This window comes from Flavobacterium sp. OHVDL-2026-0007 (genome assembly GCF_059882335.1).
Genome location: NZ_CM187612.1, coordinates 4,424,978 through 4,441,616, shown reverse-complemented (window position 1 = coordinate 4,441,616; position 16,639 = coordinate 4,424,978). Strand labels below are relative to the sequence as shown.

At 36.3% G+C, this 16,639-nt stretch carries 10 protein-coding genes; 5 read left to right on the top strand and 5 right to left on the bottom strand.

Features of this window, described 5'->3' with window-relative positions; all coding sequences use genetic code 11:
- Positions 1-260: 260 nt before the first annotated feature.
- The gene (locus tag AC51AA_RS18200; protein WP_500703615.1) at positions 261-3,701 is read right to left on the bottom strand and encodes a methylmalonyl-CoA mutase family protein; all 3,441 of its coding nucleotides are present in this window, start codon (positions 3,699-3,701) and stop codon (positions 261-263) included.
- 292 nt (positions 3,702-3,993) lie between these two features.
- Between AC51AA_RS18200 and AC51AA_RS18195 the strand changes: the two genes are divergently transcribed.
- From AC51AA_RS18195 to purU, 5 genes are all read left to right on the top strand, one after another.
- Positions 3,994-5,415 carry a L,D-transpeptidase family protein gene (locus AC51AA_RS18195; protein WP_500703614.1) on the top strand — a complete coding sequence of 474 codons (1,422 nt, stop codon included), beginning with the start codon at positions 3,994-3,996 and terminating at the stop codon, positions 5,413-5,415.
- A 176-nt stretch (positions 5,416-5,591) separates the two neighbouring features.
- Positions 5,592-7,199 (top strand): L,D-transpeptidase family protein, encoded by a 1,608-nt coding sequence (locus tag AC51AA_RS18190; RefSeq protein ID WP_500703613.1) that lies wholly within the window; start codon positions 5,592-5,594, stop codon positions 7,197-7,199.
- Positions 7,200-7,260: 61 nt separating this feature from the next.
- Entirely contained in the window at positions 7,261-7,680 is a 420-nt protein-coding gene (locus AC51AA_RS18185; RefSeq protein WP_500703612.1) for a cytochrome c oxidase assembly factor Coa1 family protein, read from the top strand.
- 264 nt (positions 7,681-7,944) lie between these two features.
- Entirely contained in the window at positions 7,945-8,664 is a 720-nt protein-coding gene (locus AC51AA_RS18180) for a DUF4197 domain-containing protein (protein ID WP_500703611.1), read from the top strand.
- Positions 8,665-8,720: 56 nt separating this feature from the next.
- On the top strand, positions 8,721-9,575 hold the full coding sequence (gene purU, locus AC51AA_RS18175; protein ID WP_500703610.1) for a formyltetrahydrofolate deformylase: 855 nt from the start codon (positions 8,721-8,723) through the stop codon (positions 9,573-9,575).
- Positions 9,576-9,725: 150 nt separating this feature from the next.
- Here the strand turns inward: purU and katG are convergent, their stop codons facing one another.
- The 4 genes from katG to AC51AA_RS18155 all read right to left on the bottom strand — a co-directional run bounded on the left by katG (position 9,726) and on the right by AC51AA_RS18155 (position 16,454).
- Positions 9,726-11,918, bottom strand: a complete 2,193-nt coding sequence (katG, locus tag AC51AA_RS18170) for a catalase/peroxidase HPI (RefSeq protein WP_500703609.1) — start codon at positions 11,916-11,918, stop codon at positions 9,726-9,728.
- A gap of 521 nt (positions 11,919-12,439) precedes the next feature.
- On the bottom strand, positions 12,440-13,240 hold the full coding sequence (locus AC51AA_RS18165) for an ABC transporter substrate-binding protein (protein ID WP_500703608.1): 801 nt from the start codon (positions 13,238-13,240) through the stop codon (positions 12,440-12,442).
- Positions 13,241-13,421: 181 nt separating this feature from the next.
- The gene (gene pyrF / locus AC51AA_RS18160; RefSeq protein ID WP_500703607.1) at positions 13,422-14,240 is read right to left on the bottom strand and encodes an orotidine-5'-phosphate decarboxylase; all 819 of its coding nucleotides are present in this window, start codon (positions 14,238-14,240) and stop codon (positions 13,422-13,424) included.
- 117 nt (positions 14,241-14,357) lie between these two features.
- Positions 14,358-16,454, bottom strand: coding sequence for a DUF5723 family protein (locus AC51AA_RS18155; protein ID WP_500703606.1), 2,097 nt, complete (start codon positions 16,452-16,454; stop codon positions 14,358-14,360).
- Between the last annotated feature and the right edge of the window lie 185 nt (positions 16,455-16,639).

Genomic DNA, 16,639 nt, shown 5'->3' with positions numbered 1-16,639 from the left:
TTAGGAATAACTCCTTGGTTTTAACTAAGTTTTTTCTTATGATTTTAAAAGCAAAACGAAAACTATTATTAATCAAAAACGCCTTCAAACTACCTACTCCATACACGCTTTTTCTGCAATACTGTGACAGTTCTTTTCCTGTCGGCAGACCAATAAACATCGATGCTTATAAACAAACAAAGAAAACAAATGGGCATAAAAAAAACACTCCCTATACTATACAGCATAGAGAGTGTTTGCAAGTTTACCTATAGTACTTTCTACATATTTCTTCTGTATTGTCCTCCTACTTCAAACAATGCTGAAGTAATCTGACCCAACGAACAAACTTTTGTAGCCTCCATTAGATAGTCGAATAAGTTTTCATTTTTAATGGCTGCCTCTTGTAGTTTATTTATATGCTCATTCACTTTTTCGTCATGAAATTGATGCAAATTATCTAACATCGTAATTTGATATTGTTTTTCTTCTTCGGTAGCACGGATTACCTCAGCAGGGATTACCGTTGGAGACCCTTTTGAACTCAAGAAAGTATTCACCCCTACTATTGGGAAATCTCCATTGTGTTTCAAAGTCTCGTAATACAAGCTTTCTTCCTGAATCTTAGAACGTTGGTACATGGTTTCCATCGCTCCTAAAACGCCACCTCTTTCAGTAATACGGTCGAATTCTAGTAAAACAGCAGCTTCTACTAAATCAGTTAATTCTTCGATAATAAATGATCCTTGAATCGGGTTTTCATTTTTTGCCAAACCTAATTCTTTATTGATAATCAACTGAATCGCCATAGCACGACGCACTGACTCCTCTGTAGGTGTTGTAATGGCTTCATCGTAGGCATTGGTGTGTAATGAATTACAGTTGTCATAAATCGCATACAAAGCCTGCAAAGTCGTTCTAATGTCATTAAAATCAATTTCCTGAGCATGTAAAGAACGCCCTGAAGTTTGAATATGGTATTTCAACATCTGTGCTCTTTCGTTGGCTCCATATTTGTTTTTCATGGCTTTTGCCCAAATTTTACGTGCCACTCGTCCGATCACTGAATATTCAGGGTCTACTCCATTGGAGAAGAAGAATGACAAGTTCGGTCCAAAATCGTTAATGCTCATTCCACGACTCAAATAGTATTCTACATAAGTAAAACCATTTGAAAGGGTGAACGCTAACTGGGTAATTGGGTTTGCTCCTGCCTCGGCTATATGATATCCCGAAATGGAAACCGAATAAAAATTACGAACGTTTTTGGTAATAAAATATTCCTGAACATCACCCATTAATCGCAAAGCAAACTCCGTAGAGAAAATACAGGTATTTTGTGCCTGATCCTCTTTTAAGATATCCGCTTGTACCGTTCCACGTACTTGAGACAAGGTTCTGGCTTTGATTTCATTATACACTTCTAACGGTAAAACTTCATCTCCAGTAACCCCCAAAAGCATTAAGCCTAAACCATTGTTTCCTTCTGGTAAATCGCCTTGATACCTAGGACGCTCTGTCCCTTTTTTCTTGTATAATTGGTTGATTTTGACCTCAACTTCTTTTTCTAAATCATTCGCTTTGATATAATACTCACATTGCTGATCAATGGCCGCATTCATAAAAAACCCTAATAACATCGGCGCTGGTCCATTGATGGTCATACTTACTGATGTCATCGCATGTACTAAATCAAAACCAGAATACAATTTTTTAGCATCGTCTAAACAACAGATCGAAACTCCTGCATTTCCGATTTTCCCATAAATATCGGGACGGATATCAGGATCATTTCCGTACAAAGTCACACTATCAAAAGCAGTAGAAAGGCGTTTTGCCGGCAATCCTGCACTTACATAATGAAAACGTTTATTCGTACGCTCTGGTCCTCCCTCACCTGCAAACATTCTAGAAGGGTCTTCTCCTTCACGTTTAAAAGGATACAATCCTGAAGTAAAAGGAAACTCACCTGGTACATTTTCTTGTAGATTCCAACGCAAAATATCTCCCCAAGCTTCATATTTAGGTAAAGCAATTTTCGGAATTTGTAAATGTGATAAACTCTCTGTATGGGTTGCAATTTTAATTTCTTTATCACGCACCTTAAAGGAGTACACTGGATTTTTGTATTTATTGACTTTTTCATCCCAATTGAGGATAATCTCCCAATTGTAAGGATCTAAATCCATTTTTACTTTATCAAACTGATTCAGTAAAAGATTCAAGAAGATGCGATTTTCATCATGCTCTTGAATTGCACTAGGCAATACAGTAACATCGTCTATACCTGCTTTGGTTATTTCTGGAATTTTTCCTGAAACCGATTCTATCGTTTTAAAGATTCCATATAATTTCTGGGCTACTTTTTGTTGCGAAACTGCCGTTTCATCATAACTTCTGTTACTCTCTGCTATTTCAGATAAATAACGTGTTCTATGTGGAGGAATGACAAAGATTTTCTCGCTCATCTCGCGGGTGATCTTAAAAGTCGAATGCAACTCCGAATCCGTTTTCTCTACAATTTTATCCATAATAGCTTTGTAAAGCGTATTCATCCCTGGATCGTTAAACTGCGAAGCGATCGTACCAAAAACCGGCATTTCATCAGGATTTTTATCCCATAAATTGTGGTTGCGTTGGTATTGTTTTTTGACATCACGAATCGCATCTAGAGCCCCTCTTTTATCAAATTTATTCAAGGCTACTAAATCCGCAAAATCAAGCATGTCGATTTTCTCTAATTGGGTAGCGGCACCAAATTCAGGTGTCATTACATATAAGGACACATCAGAATGATCCATGATTTCGGTATCAGATTGTCCGATACCAGAAGTTTCTAAAATAATCAAATCATATTTGGCTGCCTTTAAAACTTGAATGGCTTCGGCAACATATTTAGACAAAGCTAAATTGGATTGACGTGTAGCCAATGAACGCATATAAACACGAGGATTATTAATCGCATTCATTCGGATTCTGTCTCCTAATAATGCTCCTCCTGTTTTACGTTTTGATGGATCTACCGATATTAAGCCTATTGTTTTTTCTGGAAAATCAATTAAAAAACGACGAACCAATTCGTCTACTAAAGACGATTTTCCAGCTCCACCAGTTCCTGTAATTCCCAAAACAGGAATTTTAGAATCAATATTAGCTGTATGAATCTGATCAAAAACCGGTTTGGCAATTTCAGGGAAATTCTCTGCCGCCGATATCAAACGAGCAATTGCTGTTGGCATCTTATTTTCAATAAGATCGATTTCTCCATTTAATTGATCTCCAATTGGAAAATCAGCACGCTCTACCAAATCATTAATCATTCCTTGTAAACCTAAAGAACGACCATCATCTGGGGAATATATTCTCGTAATTCCATATTCGTGTAGGGCTGCTATTTCGCTAGGCAAAATTACACCTCCGCCACCTCCAAAAATCTTGATGTGTCCTGCTCCTTTTTCCTGAAGCAAGTCATACATATATTTAAAGTATTCATTATGCCCTCCTTGATAAGAAGTCATCGCAATGGCATTAGCATCTTCCTGAATAGCGGTATTGACTACTTCTTCAACGCTGCGGTCATGACCTAAATGAATGACTTCAACTCCTGTTGACTGAATAATACGACGCATAATGTTAATAGCCGCATCATGCCCGTCAAAAAGAGAAGCAGCGGTGACAATCCTAACTTTATTTTTAGGAATATAGGGAGTTTGTTGTTCCATTTTGAGAATATGATAATTTTAAGGGAGCAATTTACAAAATATTTTAATATTTGATCACTACAATCCCTTTATGTTAACAAAAAAATAATTGTTTTTTTAGCAATACCCCCTGCGTCTTAAAAAGATAAGGATTATGAAAAAAACAAGAAGCAATGACATGGCAATTTTAGAACATTAACCACGAATACAATAACCTAAATATCAACATCATACATTAATTTAGCAGTATTCAAAGCCCCAATTTTTGTTCTGAATTTTAGCACTAAAATCGTTACGCAAAAATTAAAAAAAAATGAAAACTTCATATCACTTCGTCATCCTTTTAATCACTAGTTTTTTTGTTTCTTCTTTTACTCTTTATAAGAAAATTGATTTTACAGCAAAAAAAGCTACTACTGATTACACTCTTCATTTGGTAAATAGCGCTACTGTCTCAGTGGTGGACCATAGTATTTCAACTGATTTTTTAAATGGCTACGTTACCTTAAAAAAAAATCAACATGAAGCTATTGCATTGTATCAAAATAGCCCCTCTCAAATTAGTTGGCCTAAAGGTCTTACTACTAAGACCACAAAAAAAACAACCGCAATTATACCTAAAAAAAAGATTGCTGATCAAAACTTATCCAGCAAGCCAATATCCTCATCCCCTGTGGCAGTGCCACAAGACGAATTGCTCTTTGACCAATATTATAAATTGGAGACCGTTTTAAAAAAATACAAACAAATAGAAAAAGAGAATACTTGGAAACCTATCCAATTCACTGCTCCATTCGCAGACTTACGACCTGATGCTACTTCACCCATAATCAGACAGGTCAGAAGCCACTTATTTTTAATGGGAGACCTGAAAAATGATTCCCATAGTGATTTTTACGATCGAGAACTCATGGATGGGGTCATGAAATATAAATTGCGCAACGCATTTAGGCCTAATTATATTATTTCAGAAGACCATATCAAAGAGATGAATACCCCCATAACTGAAAAAATCAAAACTTTGATGCTAAATATGGACCGTTGCCGAGAGATCTCACCTCTATTAATCAAAGGGGAAGAATACATTATGGTCAACATTCCCTCTTTTGAATTAACCTATGTCAAAAATGGAAAAGTCAAACTCGCTTCTGAAGTATTTGTAGGTGCCGAATTAACCAAAACCGTCATTTTTAATGCGGAAATGGAAAAAATCGTTTTTAGTCCTTATTGGACTATACCTCAAAGCATTGTTAAAAATGAACTAAGCCTAAAAATAGCCTCCGACAAAAATTATTTAGTCGATCATAATATGGAATGGGTCAATGGGCAGGTCAGACAAAAACCAGGCCCCGAAAATTCGTTAGGATTAGTAAAATTCTATATGCCCAACCCCTACGATATTTATATGCATGACACCCCTTCCAAAACCTTATTTGATTTTGAGAAACGAACCTTTAGCCACGGCTGTATTAATATTAAAAAAGCCAAAGAGTTAGCCGTTGCCCTATTAGAAGACTATCCTGAGTGGACAATGGATCGAATCAATCAAGCAATGGCTGGTAAGGAAGAATCAGAATTTAAATTGGCCAACAAAATTCCTGTATATATATGTTATTTTACTTCATGGGTAAATGAATCAGGCGAAATCGGCTTTTTCTCAGATGTTTATCAACACGATAATGATTTGAACAAACTTATCTCTCCTGAAAACGCTACGGCAGATGACGATATTTAGCTCACTACAACTCCAATAGATCACTTTATAATCCCCGCTAAGCGGGGATTATTTATTTTTTAAGCTATCATAACCGTCTATTTACCAATAAAATAACGTAAATTAGTTTGATCATAAACCTTCAATTTTTGATCCCAACTCTTTAGTAAGCAAGTAATAACATAAAGATGACAAACATGAAAAAAATTACTCTTCTCTTGATCCTTTTAGTGCTTCCTTTTTTAATCCCTTTTTCCGGCTATACTGCTAAGGTCATAACCATAGAAAATGAAAAAGCTTTGATCGATACTCCTAAGTACTGGCTAACATCGATTAATAACGCTGTCTTATTAGATTTTTTCAAAAAGTATCCAGATTTAAAAAAATATCAAGAACAAGTGATCACACTTTACAAGAACAGATCGTACACGTCTATTTGGTATGAGCAAGATCAAATCAATGAATTTGGTCACCTATTGTACCAAAAATTAAATTCAACTTACGAAGAAGGGGTAGATGTTGTGATGCCCTATAAGAGTAAAATTGATCAAGTTTTTGACAATACAGTCCAGAAGAAAATCACGGATTCAGACACCGAAATTCTATTAACGTCCATGTACATCATTTATGCCAAAAAAGTTTATGAAGGAATTGATACCGAAACTGTAAAAAAATCAGGATGGTTTTTACCTAAGAAAAAGATCTCCTATCAGACTGTTTTGGATTCTATAATGACCAACCCAAGTTTGCTCAACAAAAATGAAGAAGTGCTTTTTACTCAATATTACCGACTTCAGGAAGTACTAAAAAAATACCGAGCCATCGAACAAAACAATACTTGGAACACCATCACCACTGATTCCCCTTATAAAGATTTAAGACCCGACGACAGCTCCGTTACCATTGGACAAGTCAGACACCGCTTGTTCATCATCGGCGACTTAGCCCAAGATTCTAAAAGTAATTTCTACGACCAGGAACTCATGAATGGTGTCATGAAGTATAAATTAAGATACGGATTACTACCCAACTATATCCTTACAGAAGACCATATCAAACAAATGAATGAACCTATCAGCTATCGTATTAAAACACTTATGCTCAATATGGAGCGTTGTAGATGGATTCCACCAAGTCTTACTAAAGCGGACCAATATGTTATGGTCAATATTCCTTCCTTCCATTTATTCTTTATGAAAAATGGACAAAATGAAATAGAATCCAACGTATTTGTTGGCACACCCCTGACCAAAACACTGATCTTTAGTGGTCATATCAATCGAATCGTTTTTAGTCCTTATTGGTACGTACCACAGAGTATCATCAAAAATGAATTAAAATTAAAAATAGTTGAAAATAAAAACTATTTAGCCGAACATAATATGGAGTGGAATAACGGACAAGTCAGACAAAAGCCAGGACCTAATAATTCTTTAGGATTGGTGAAATTTCTTTTTCCAAATCCTAACGATATTTACCTACACGATACCCCCTCAAAAAGTTTGTTTGCATTTGAAAAACGAACTTTTAGCCACGGATGTATTAATGTAGAAAAAGCAAAAGACCTCGCTATTGCCATTTTAAAAGACAATCCTGACTGGCCCATTGAGAAAATCAATCAGTCTATGGACGGGACAAAAGAAACACCTTGTATCTTAACCCAAAAGATCCCCATCTATATTGGCTATTTCACAGCTTGGGTAAACAAAACTGGCGATGTTAGTTTTTTTCCTGATGTATACGATAGAGATGTTAATTTAGACAAAATTCTTTTTCCTAATGACACCACCTTCACTCCACAATGAGACATGCCAATAGAAATCACCAAACAAGTACACAAAAAACAAATAGAATAAATCTAAAATTATGGAAAGCTCAAACGAATTCACCTCGAGAAAAAGTTGGTGGGACCGAAACTGGAAATGGCTTATCCCTACTGGCTGTGTAAGCCTTTTAATCCTGCTGTGTTTATTTATAGCCGGAGTTTTCTTTGGCGTTACTTCTATCATGAAAGACTCTGATGTCTACAAAGAGGCTATCACTAAAGTAAAACAAAATAAAGAGGTAGTAGCACAACTGGGAAGTCCCCTTGAAGCAGATGAAATGGCTACTGGAAATATTCAGATCACCAATGATACCGGGAACTGCAATCTAAAGATTCCAATAAAAGGACCTAAAGGGAAAGGCACTTTATTGGTTATCGCTACAAAAAACGGAAAATGGAACTACAGCAAAATGGCTGTTTACGTTGAAGCGACCAAAGAAGAAATTGACTTACTCAAGTAAAAGTTCATACTAAACCCTAACAGATTTAAATAGATTTGAGTTGTTTTAAAAACAACTCAAATCTCTCACAATTCATTTACACGGTAGGGGGATGAACCTTTTGAATGTGTATAACTTTGCCATTTACCAGTCAAAAAGTAAACCATAAGAATAACGAAGCCCATTAATGTTAATTATAAAACAAATTGTTGATGCTCTGGAAATAAAATTGTGGCTTTGTTTTTGAATAAGTAGTATTTTTGAAACTTATAAAAACCCCACTTCATGAAAAAGATTATACTTTTAGCTTTTGCCTTTTCCCTTACTTCTTGTGCTCAGGTGCAATCAACCTTAAATCAGTTCCCTCAATTATCTACACAAATCCCTGGAATTGGTGGCGTTGATATTTCATCGGGATTAAAAGAAGCTTTAAACAAAGGAATCACACAACAAGTCAGTAAATTGACGGCGGTTGATGGTTTTTATAGAAATGAAGCAGTAAAAATCCTCCTACCAGCAGAATTACAAAAAGTCGATGCCACTTTAAGAAAAATTGGTTTATCGTCTCTTGCTGATGAAGGTATTAAAGTATTGAATCGCGCAGCTGAAGACGCGGTAAAAGAAGCTACTCCTATATTTGTTTCAGCAGTTAAAAATATGTCGTTTGCAGATGCCAAAAATATTTTACTGGGAAGTGATAATGCGGCCACTAGCTATTTACAAAACAGTACCACTACAGCTTTATACGGAAAATTCAATCCCGTAATTAAAAGCTCTTTCGAAAAAGTGGGCGCTGCGGCTGTTTGGACAAAGATTATTACTAAATACAACACCATTCCACTGGTACGAAAAGTGAATCCAGACTTAACCGATTACACCACTAATCAAGCCCTTACAGGAGTTTTTAAAATGATAGCTGTTGAAGAAAAAGAGATCCGTAACAACATCAGCGCAAGAACAACGCCTTTATTGAAAAGCGTTTTTGCCATGCAAGACAAAAAATAGCGCTTTGGCAGTTCCAAAACTTAGTGTTTAATCCAGAACCAAACAACAACCAACAAATGCAAAAAATTACCATTCTAATTCACTGCAAGGACCAAAAAGGAATTATCGCGGCAGTAACCACTTTTATTGCTAAAGTGGAAGGAAACATTACCTACATTGACCAACATGTTGATGTCGAACAAAATGTGTTTTTTATGCGATTGGAATGTGAATTAACCAATAAAAACATTGGCCTTGAAGTTATAAAAACAGACTTTAACCAAACTATCGCTGCTGATTTTGAAATGTCATGGGATTTATACAATCAGGAACAAAAACCAAAAATGGCCTTGTTTGTATCAAAATACGATCATTGTTTGTTTGATATTTTAGGGCGTTATAGTTCAGGGGAATTGAATATTGAAATTCCAGTAATCATAAGCAATCACAACGATTTACGCTCTATCGCGGAACGTTTTGATATCCCTTTTCATTGTGTACCCATTACCAAAGACAATAAAGAAGAAGGTGAGGCCAAACAAATTGAATTATTAAAGCGCTATCAAATCAATTTTATTGTACTGGCGCGTTATATGCAAATCATTACACCTAAGTTGATTTCACTTTACCCGAATAAAATCATCAATATTCATCATTCCTTTTTACCCGCTTTTCCAGGAGCAAAGCCCTATCATTCGGCCTTTAAACGCGGTGTGAAAATTATTGGAGCCACGAGTCATTATGTAACACCAGCACTAGATGAAGGTCCCATTATTGAACAAGATATTGCTCGGGTTTCACACATTCACTCTGTAGATGATTTTATCATGAAAGGACGTGATTTAGAACGTATTGTTTTGGCCAGAGCTATAAAGCTACATGCGGAACGTAAGACCATGGTGTATAGCAATAAAACAGTGGTGTTTTCATAAAGTCAAAATACCAACATCTATAAAAAATGTCAGCCCAGTGGTATACAATAAAAAACGGTATCTCAACCAAACTGATCATTTTGAATTATAAAAAGCAAACCCCGACAGTTTTGACATTGTCGGGGTTTGTTTTACTTAGCATTTATACTTTTATTGATGCAAATCAAATCGGTCCAAATTCATTACTTTGGTCCATGCTGCAATAAAGTCTTTTACAAATTTCTCTTTGCCATCAGCACAAGCGTAAACTTCAGCTACGGGACGAAGCTCAGAGTTAGAGCCAAAAATCAAATCTGCACGAGTTGCGGTCCATTTTACCTCACCAGTGGCGCGATTACGTCCTTCAAAAAGCTCACCTGTTTCATTGCTTGCCTTCCAAGTTGTACCCAAATCCAATAGATTCACAAAGAAATCATTACTTAATGTTTCTACATTTTTGGTAAGCACACCTACCTTAGAACCATCATAATTGGCATTTAACACTCTCATACCTCCAATTAAAACCGTCATCTCTGGTGCAGTTAACGTCAAAGACTGCGCTTTATCAACTAGAAGTTCTTCAGTTATTGCATCGCAATTCGCCTTTTTATAGCTTCTGAAACCGTCCCCTTTTGGTTCTAGTACGTCAAAAGAAGCGACATCAGTTTGCTCTAAAGTAGCATCACCTCTACCAGGCGAAAAAGGAACCACTACATTTAATCCCGCATTTGATGCTGCTTTTTCAATGGCTGTCGAACCTCCCAAAACGATCAAATCTGCGATAGAAACCCATTTGTCAGCGCTATTGAACTCGTTTTGTATGGTTTGCAAAGCGGCCAAAACCTTTTTTAGTTCATTTGGTGCATTCACTTCCCAATTGATTTGAGGTTCAAAACGAATACGAGCTCCATTAGCACCTCCACGCTTGTCCGAACCACGAAAGGTCGAAGCGGAAGCCCAAGCAGTCGTTATCAATTGTGAAACTGAAAGACCACTAGATAGGATACTTTTTTTCAAGGTGCTAATATCGCTTTGGCTTAATTCTTTTTTAGCAGCAGGAATCGGGTCTTGCCAAATCAATACTTCTCTAGGAACTTCAGGTCCTAAATAACGCGTAATAGGCCCCATATCTCTGTGCGTCAATTTATACCATGCTCTAACAAAAGCATCCTCAAATTTGGGAAAATTTTGAAAATAATCTCTCGCAATGGGTTCGTAAATAGGATCCATTTTCAGCGCCATATCCGCTGTTGTCATCATGGGTGCATTTCGTTTACCCGGAATATGAGCATCTTCTACTAAGTTGGCTGCGCTTTCATCAGTGGGTGTCCATTGATGTGCTCCGGCTGGACTCTTGGTCAATTTCCAATCGAATTTAAATAAGGTTTCAAAAAAGCCATTGTCCCAAGTGGTTGGATTGGGTTTCCAAGCCCCTTCGATACCACTGGTAATAGCATCCTTTCCGACTCCAGTACCAAAACTACTTTTCCATCCCAGTCCCATTTGTTCTATAGGCGCTCCTTCAGGTTCTCGTCCTACCAAAGCAGCATCACCAGCTCCATGTGCTTTACCAAAGGTATGCCCCCCTGCTACTAAAGCTACCGTTTCTTCATCATTCATCGCCATACGATCAAAGGTTTCTCTGATATCTCTACCAGACCCCAGTGGATCAGGATTACCGTTGGGACCTTCAGGATTCACATAAATCAATCCCATTTGCACAGCCGCCAAGGGATCATCCAACTGACGATCTCCTTTATATCGTGTATCTCCCAACCAAGTGGTTTCATTTCCCCAATTGACATCCTGTTCTGGCTCCCAAATATCCTCTCTACCCCCTCCAAATCCAAAAGTTTTCAGTCCCATGGATTCAAGAGCACAATTACCTGTTAAAACAATCAAGTCAGCCCAAGAGAGTTTTTTTCCATATTTTTGTTTAATAGGCCAAAGCAAAAAACGCGCTTTATCTAAATTACCATTATCTGGCCAACTATTAAGAGGAGCAAAACGTTGATTACCTGAACTAGCACCACCACGACCATCTGCTATACGGTATGTTCCTGCACTATGCCAAGCCATACGAATAAATAAGGGACCGTAATGGCCATAATCAGCAGGCCACCAGTCTTGAGAGTTTTTCATTAAATCAAAAATATCTTTTTTGACTTCCTTTAAGTCTAGGCTTTTAAACGCTGCAGCATAACTAAAATCTTCTTCCATAGGATCGGATAGACTAGAATGTTGACGCAATATGTTTAAATTTAAACGATTTGGCCACCAATCTCTATTTGATGTTCCCATTCCAGCAGTTTCTTTCATTTGTCCATTGTGGTATGGACATTTACTTTCGTTTGAATCGCTCATATTTTTTACTTTTTTTAGTTAGTATACTTATTCGATTATCTTCAACGTTTTTATTTTTTTTAACAAAATACACACAATTGATTTTTAACACTTTACCAAATATACAAACTTATCCTTTCGATATTGATCAACAAAATTGATTGTTATTATATTTTGATAACCTAAAACTATACATAGCTACAGCATCCTCAGAATGGCCAATCAAAAAATCTTAACTTAAGTCCAACAAAGTAATAACAAAATCTTAACAGCAATACATCCACTTATGTCGGATCTTTGCCCTGTAATAAACTGGTTATTTATTATTTTGGTTTTGGTTAGTTAAATGATGCCGGCGTCTTCGAGATGCCGGCATTTTTTCTTTATACCAATCCTTATTATTTTATATATCCTTTTGGATTTAGCCTGTCAATATCTAGATCGCTTTATAACAAAGCAACGAGGACAAATTTGGCCTACACACAGCGTCTCACACATAAGATTATGGTGATTATTGCAACTCGATAAACTGAAAATTGAAGTTAGTTTTTCAACCGTTCGTGCAGTAATTTAAAATACGGAAAAGCTTTTAGGAGTCTGCTTCCATGCCAAGAAAACATTTCACCGTCTACAAAAACGGTTTTGGCGTGGTGGGTAAAACGTCCAATCTCAAAAGCATCTTCTTCTTTAAAAGGATAAGGTTCAGAAGAAAGTAAAACCAAATCTGGGTCGCCCTCTAAACGCATCTTTTTGAGTTCGATTTCAGGATAACGTCCTTTGTCTTTGTACATATTCTCAAAATGATTCAATTCTAACAGGGCATTAATATAAGTATCCTCTCCGGCTACCATATACGGGTTTTTCCAAATAAAATACGCCGCTTTTTTCACTGAGATATCCTGAATATACTTTTTAAAATCGCCTAGAGCGAAAGTCAATTTGTCGTTCCATTTTTGTGCTTCGGTACGACAATTAAAGAGTTGTCCAAAATCTGAAATCATTTGAAAATTGTCCTCAATAGTAACAATATTGGTCACCCAAACAGGACAAATTGCACTTAATTGCTCTACTATCTCAAGTGTATTTTCTTCTTTGTTGCAAATAATAATATCAGGTTGCAACAACTTTATTTTTTCAAAATGAATCTTCTTGGTTCCCCCCACTATTTTCTTGGTTGACTTTAGATGGTAGGGATGTACACAAAACTTGGTTATGCCGATTATTTTATCTTCTAATCCCAAATCATACAACAATTCGGTTTGAGAAGGTACTAACGAAATAATACGTTTTGGTGCGGTCTCAAAACCATGTAAAGTACCTAACTGATCTGTTAACTGTTTCATGTTATTTTATATCAAGTTTCTAGAGGATCCAATTTTAAAGATAAGGTCTAGTAGGGTTTGATCCCTATTCAAAAAGGTTTTAGAGACCAATGAACACCGCTCTCTAAAACCCCTCTGCTCCCAGCGATCATCCTCGCTGTTCTGTTCCAATTTTAATCCACTGAAACCTAAAACTATTTTCTTATAGCTTCGAAATAATGTCGGCCATTTCTTTTTGCACAAGCAGTGCCTCTTCTCTTGCTTTCTGAGCAAAATCAGCTTCTTTCGAAGCATAAATAATAGCTCTTGCTGAGTTGACTAACAAACCTATTTTGTCGTTCATTCCGTATTTACAAACTTCCGACAAACTTCCCCCTTGAGCACCAATTCCTGGTACCAAAAGAAAACTATCGGGAACAATTTTACGAATCTCTGCAAAATATTCCGCCTTGGTAGCACCAACCACATACATTAAGTTCTCACTGTTCTTCCAAGTTTTAGAAGTTTCCAAAACTTGTTTGTATAATTCTGTTCCGTTTGTAGTTAAGGTCTGAAAATCAAAAGCTCCTTCGTTAGACGTTAAGGCCAACATGATGGTATGCTTGTTTTTAAAAGCCAAGAAAGGTTCTACGGAATCTTTCCCCATATAAGGGGCAACCGTTACACTGTCAAAATTTAAATCTTCAAAAAAAGCTTTTGCATACATACTTGAGGTATTGCCAATATCACCACGTTTTGCATCGGCAATCGTGAAAATTTCTGGAAACTTCTCATTGATATACTGGATTGTTTTTTGCAACGAAATCCATCCTTTTATCCCATAAGCTTCATAAAAAGCGGTATTGGGTTTATAGGCAACTGTCAAATCATGAGTAGCATCGATAATCGCTTTATTGAATTCGAAGATAGGATCTTCAGTTTCTAATAAATGAGTTGGAATTTTAGTCAAATCGACATCTAGTCCAACGCATAAAAATGATTTTTTTTGAAGAATTTGTTCGTGTAGTTGTTGTGTAGTCATGCTTGTTTTTTTAGCTTTTCTAATTCATCAGAAATACTTCTTTTTTTTAGAAAGTATGCAAAAATAAAAAAAGCCACTCAATTAAGAATGGCTTTTTACTATTATATTCGGTTGTATTTACAAATTGCCTAAATAAACAATTTCTGTTCTTCTATTTTCAGCTCTTCCAGCAGCCGTTTTATTTGATTTAACAGGTTGAGTAGCTCCGAATCCTTGCGCTGTTAAATTAGCTGGATTCACTCCTTTTTCAATCAGAGCATCTCTCACTACATTCGCTCTGGCTTCAGATAATTTCTGATTCGCTTTAGCATTACCTGTGCTATCAGTATGCCCATTAATGGCAAATTTAGCATTTGGATAGTTCTTCAAGATTTCTTTGATTGCTTCTAATCTTGCCGCTGTTTCTTCTTTTTTAGTTGCATTCAAAGTCGCTTTTCCTGTTGTAAAAAAGATCGATTTTGCCTCCATTTTTAATTGTTCTAAAACCGCTTTAGAAACTTCAGGACAACCTTTGTTCGCTACTGGACCTGCTACTGTAGGACAAGCATCGTCTTTATCTAAAACGCTATCTCCATCTGTATCTGGCCAAGGACAACCTTTGTTTTCAACTGGACCCGCCACTGTAGGACAAGCATCATCTTTATCTAATAAAGTATCTCCGTCAGTATCTTTCCAAGGACACCCTTTATTTTCTGCTGGACCTGCAACTTCAGGACAAGCATCATCTTTATCAAAAACCTGATCACCATCCGTATCTGGCCAAGGACAACCATTATTTTCAACTGGTCCTGCTACCTCACGACAAGCATCCTCTTTATCAATAACTCCATCCTCATCAGTATCTTTAAATTTCTTTTGATATACTGGAACTTTCATTCCTAAGTAAAAATCAGCTCCTTTTGAATCTTTCGACACTAAGTTCGAAACCACAGAACCTGAACCTATGAAAAATGCACCTACTCGGATTCCTGAACCCACTTGCATTCCACTGTATTCCATCCACGTCATAGGAACATAAAAACTAAACCATCTGCTTTCGTAACGAGGAGTTAAACTTACTCGGTCAGCGATACTATTTCCGTTTAGCTTATCGTTGCTCACCATACTGATATCTCCATTAAGATTCAAATAAAACTTATGGTGTATGTTCCAATCTACATCAGCACGAAGTGCCGTAGGCAAGTTTGTTCGTATTCCTTTTGAAGAAGAGACTTTGGTATAATGATCATTTAAAAAATCATAAAGATTATCAGCATTATCAATATCCTGTTGGGTAATAGTACCATTGATATTATAAACATCCAGTTTTGAATTCTTATAATTGATAGACCCAATATCCGTAACGGATAATCCGAAACGTATTTTGTATTTGTTTAAATCTCTAAAGTTATTATCGGCTGGTTTTGCCTTGTTTAGATCATACTTATCATAGTCTGGTCTCCACTCGTACACCAATCCAAGATCCAATCCAAATCCGTTTGAATTCGCATCAAAATCATATTTTTGATTCGCTTCCCAATCCTGACTTCCTCCAATGGTTAATTCTCCTTGTGTTGATAGGGTTCCATCTTTAGGACTTACTGTATTCTCCACATAAGTGGTACTGATATTGTTTCCTCGAACGTATCCGTTTGCTCCTCCTTGTAAATATTTAGCGGTAATACCACCTTTTACAAAATGCTGATTTTTTTGATATAAAACTGCTGCATAAGAGATTCCTAGTTCACCCCATGAATTAGAAGTACCATTTGGACTACCTAAATTAAAATTAAAATTGCTAGATTGGTCTAAACCATCTTTAACTTGATCCACTAGATTTCCGTTAATGTTCGTTACATTGGCAATTGATCTTGCTCTAGTAAAAACCGCCAAAGTATGTTTTGGCGCAATGTTAAACATAAAAGAAGGCCCCATAATGTCAAAATTAACCAATGCATTATTGTTTGTAGAAGGCTTCATTTTGGCTTGGCTATCAAAATCATATCCCTCTTTGTATACATCAAAAAGACGTACTCCATACAAATCATTTTGTACTGAACCACTAATAGAAAATAAGTTAACGTCTGTCTTAAAACGAGAGTCAGCTATAGAGGCTGGATTAAAAAGCACGCTTTGAACTCCTGCATAATTGTCTTGAAAATAACCAATATAAGATTGAGCTTCGACAGTTAACGTGCTAATAAAAAGCAATAAAATGAGTAATTTTTTTTTCATTCAGGTTTAGGTTTTTAAATTAAATTGGCGGCAAAACTACAATAATGGATTTACAAACAGCTTAACAAAACGTTGATTTCATGTAACATCTTTAACAAATTTTGTCACTTTAAAAAGGCCCATAAACTTTAAATACGGAACACACTTTACATCAAAGGATTAGTCGCAAAAACTGAAACAACCCC

Coding starts and splice junctions, on each gene's coding strand:
- AC51AA_RS18200 (WP_500703615.1), bottom strand. CDS start 3,701: ATGGAACAACAAACTCCCTATATTCCTAAAAATAAAGTTAGGATTGTC.
- AC51AA_RS18195 (WP_500703614.1), top strand. CDS start 3,994: ATGAAAACTTCATATCACTTCGTCATCCTTTTAATCACTAGTTTTTTT.
- AC51AA_RS18190 (WP_500703613.1), top strand. CDS start 5,592: ATGAAAAAAATTACTCTTCTCTTGATCCTTTTAGTGCTTCCTTTTTTA.
- AC51AA_RS18185 (WP_500703612.1), top strand. CDS start 7,261: ATGGAAAGCTCAAACGAATTCACCTCGAGAAAAAGTTGGTGGGACCGA.
- AC51AA_RS18180 (WP_500703611.1), top strand. CDS start 7,945: ATGAAAAAGATTATACTTTTAGCTTTTGCCTTTTCCCTTACTTCTTGT.
- purU (WP_500703610.1), top strand. CDS start 8,721: ATGCAAAAAATTACCATTCTAATTCACTGCAAGGACCAAAAAGGAATT.
- katG (WP_500703609.1), bottom strand. CDS start 11,918: ATGAGCGATTCAAACGAAAGTAAATGTCCATACCACAATGGACAAATG.
- AC51AA_RS18165 (WP_500703608.1), bottom strand. CDS start 13,240: ATGAAACAGTTAACAGATCAGTTAGGTACTTTACATGGTTTTGAGACC.
- pyrF (WP_500703607.1), bottom strand. CDS start 14,240: ATGACTACACAACAACTACACGAACAAATTCTTCAAAAAAAATCATTT.
- AC51AA_RS18155 (WP_500703606.1), bottom strand. CDS start 16,454: ATGAAAAAAAAATTACTCATTTTATTGCTTTTTATTAGCACGTTAACT.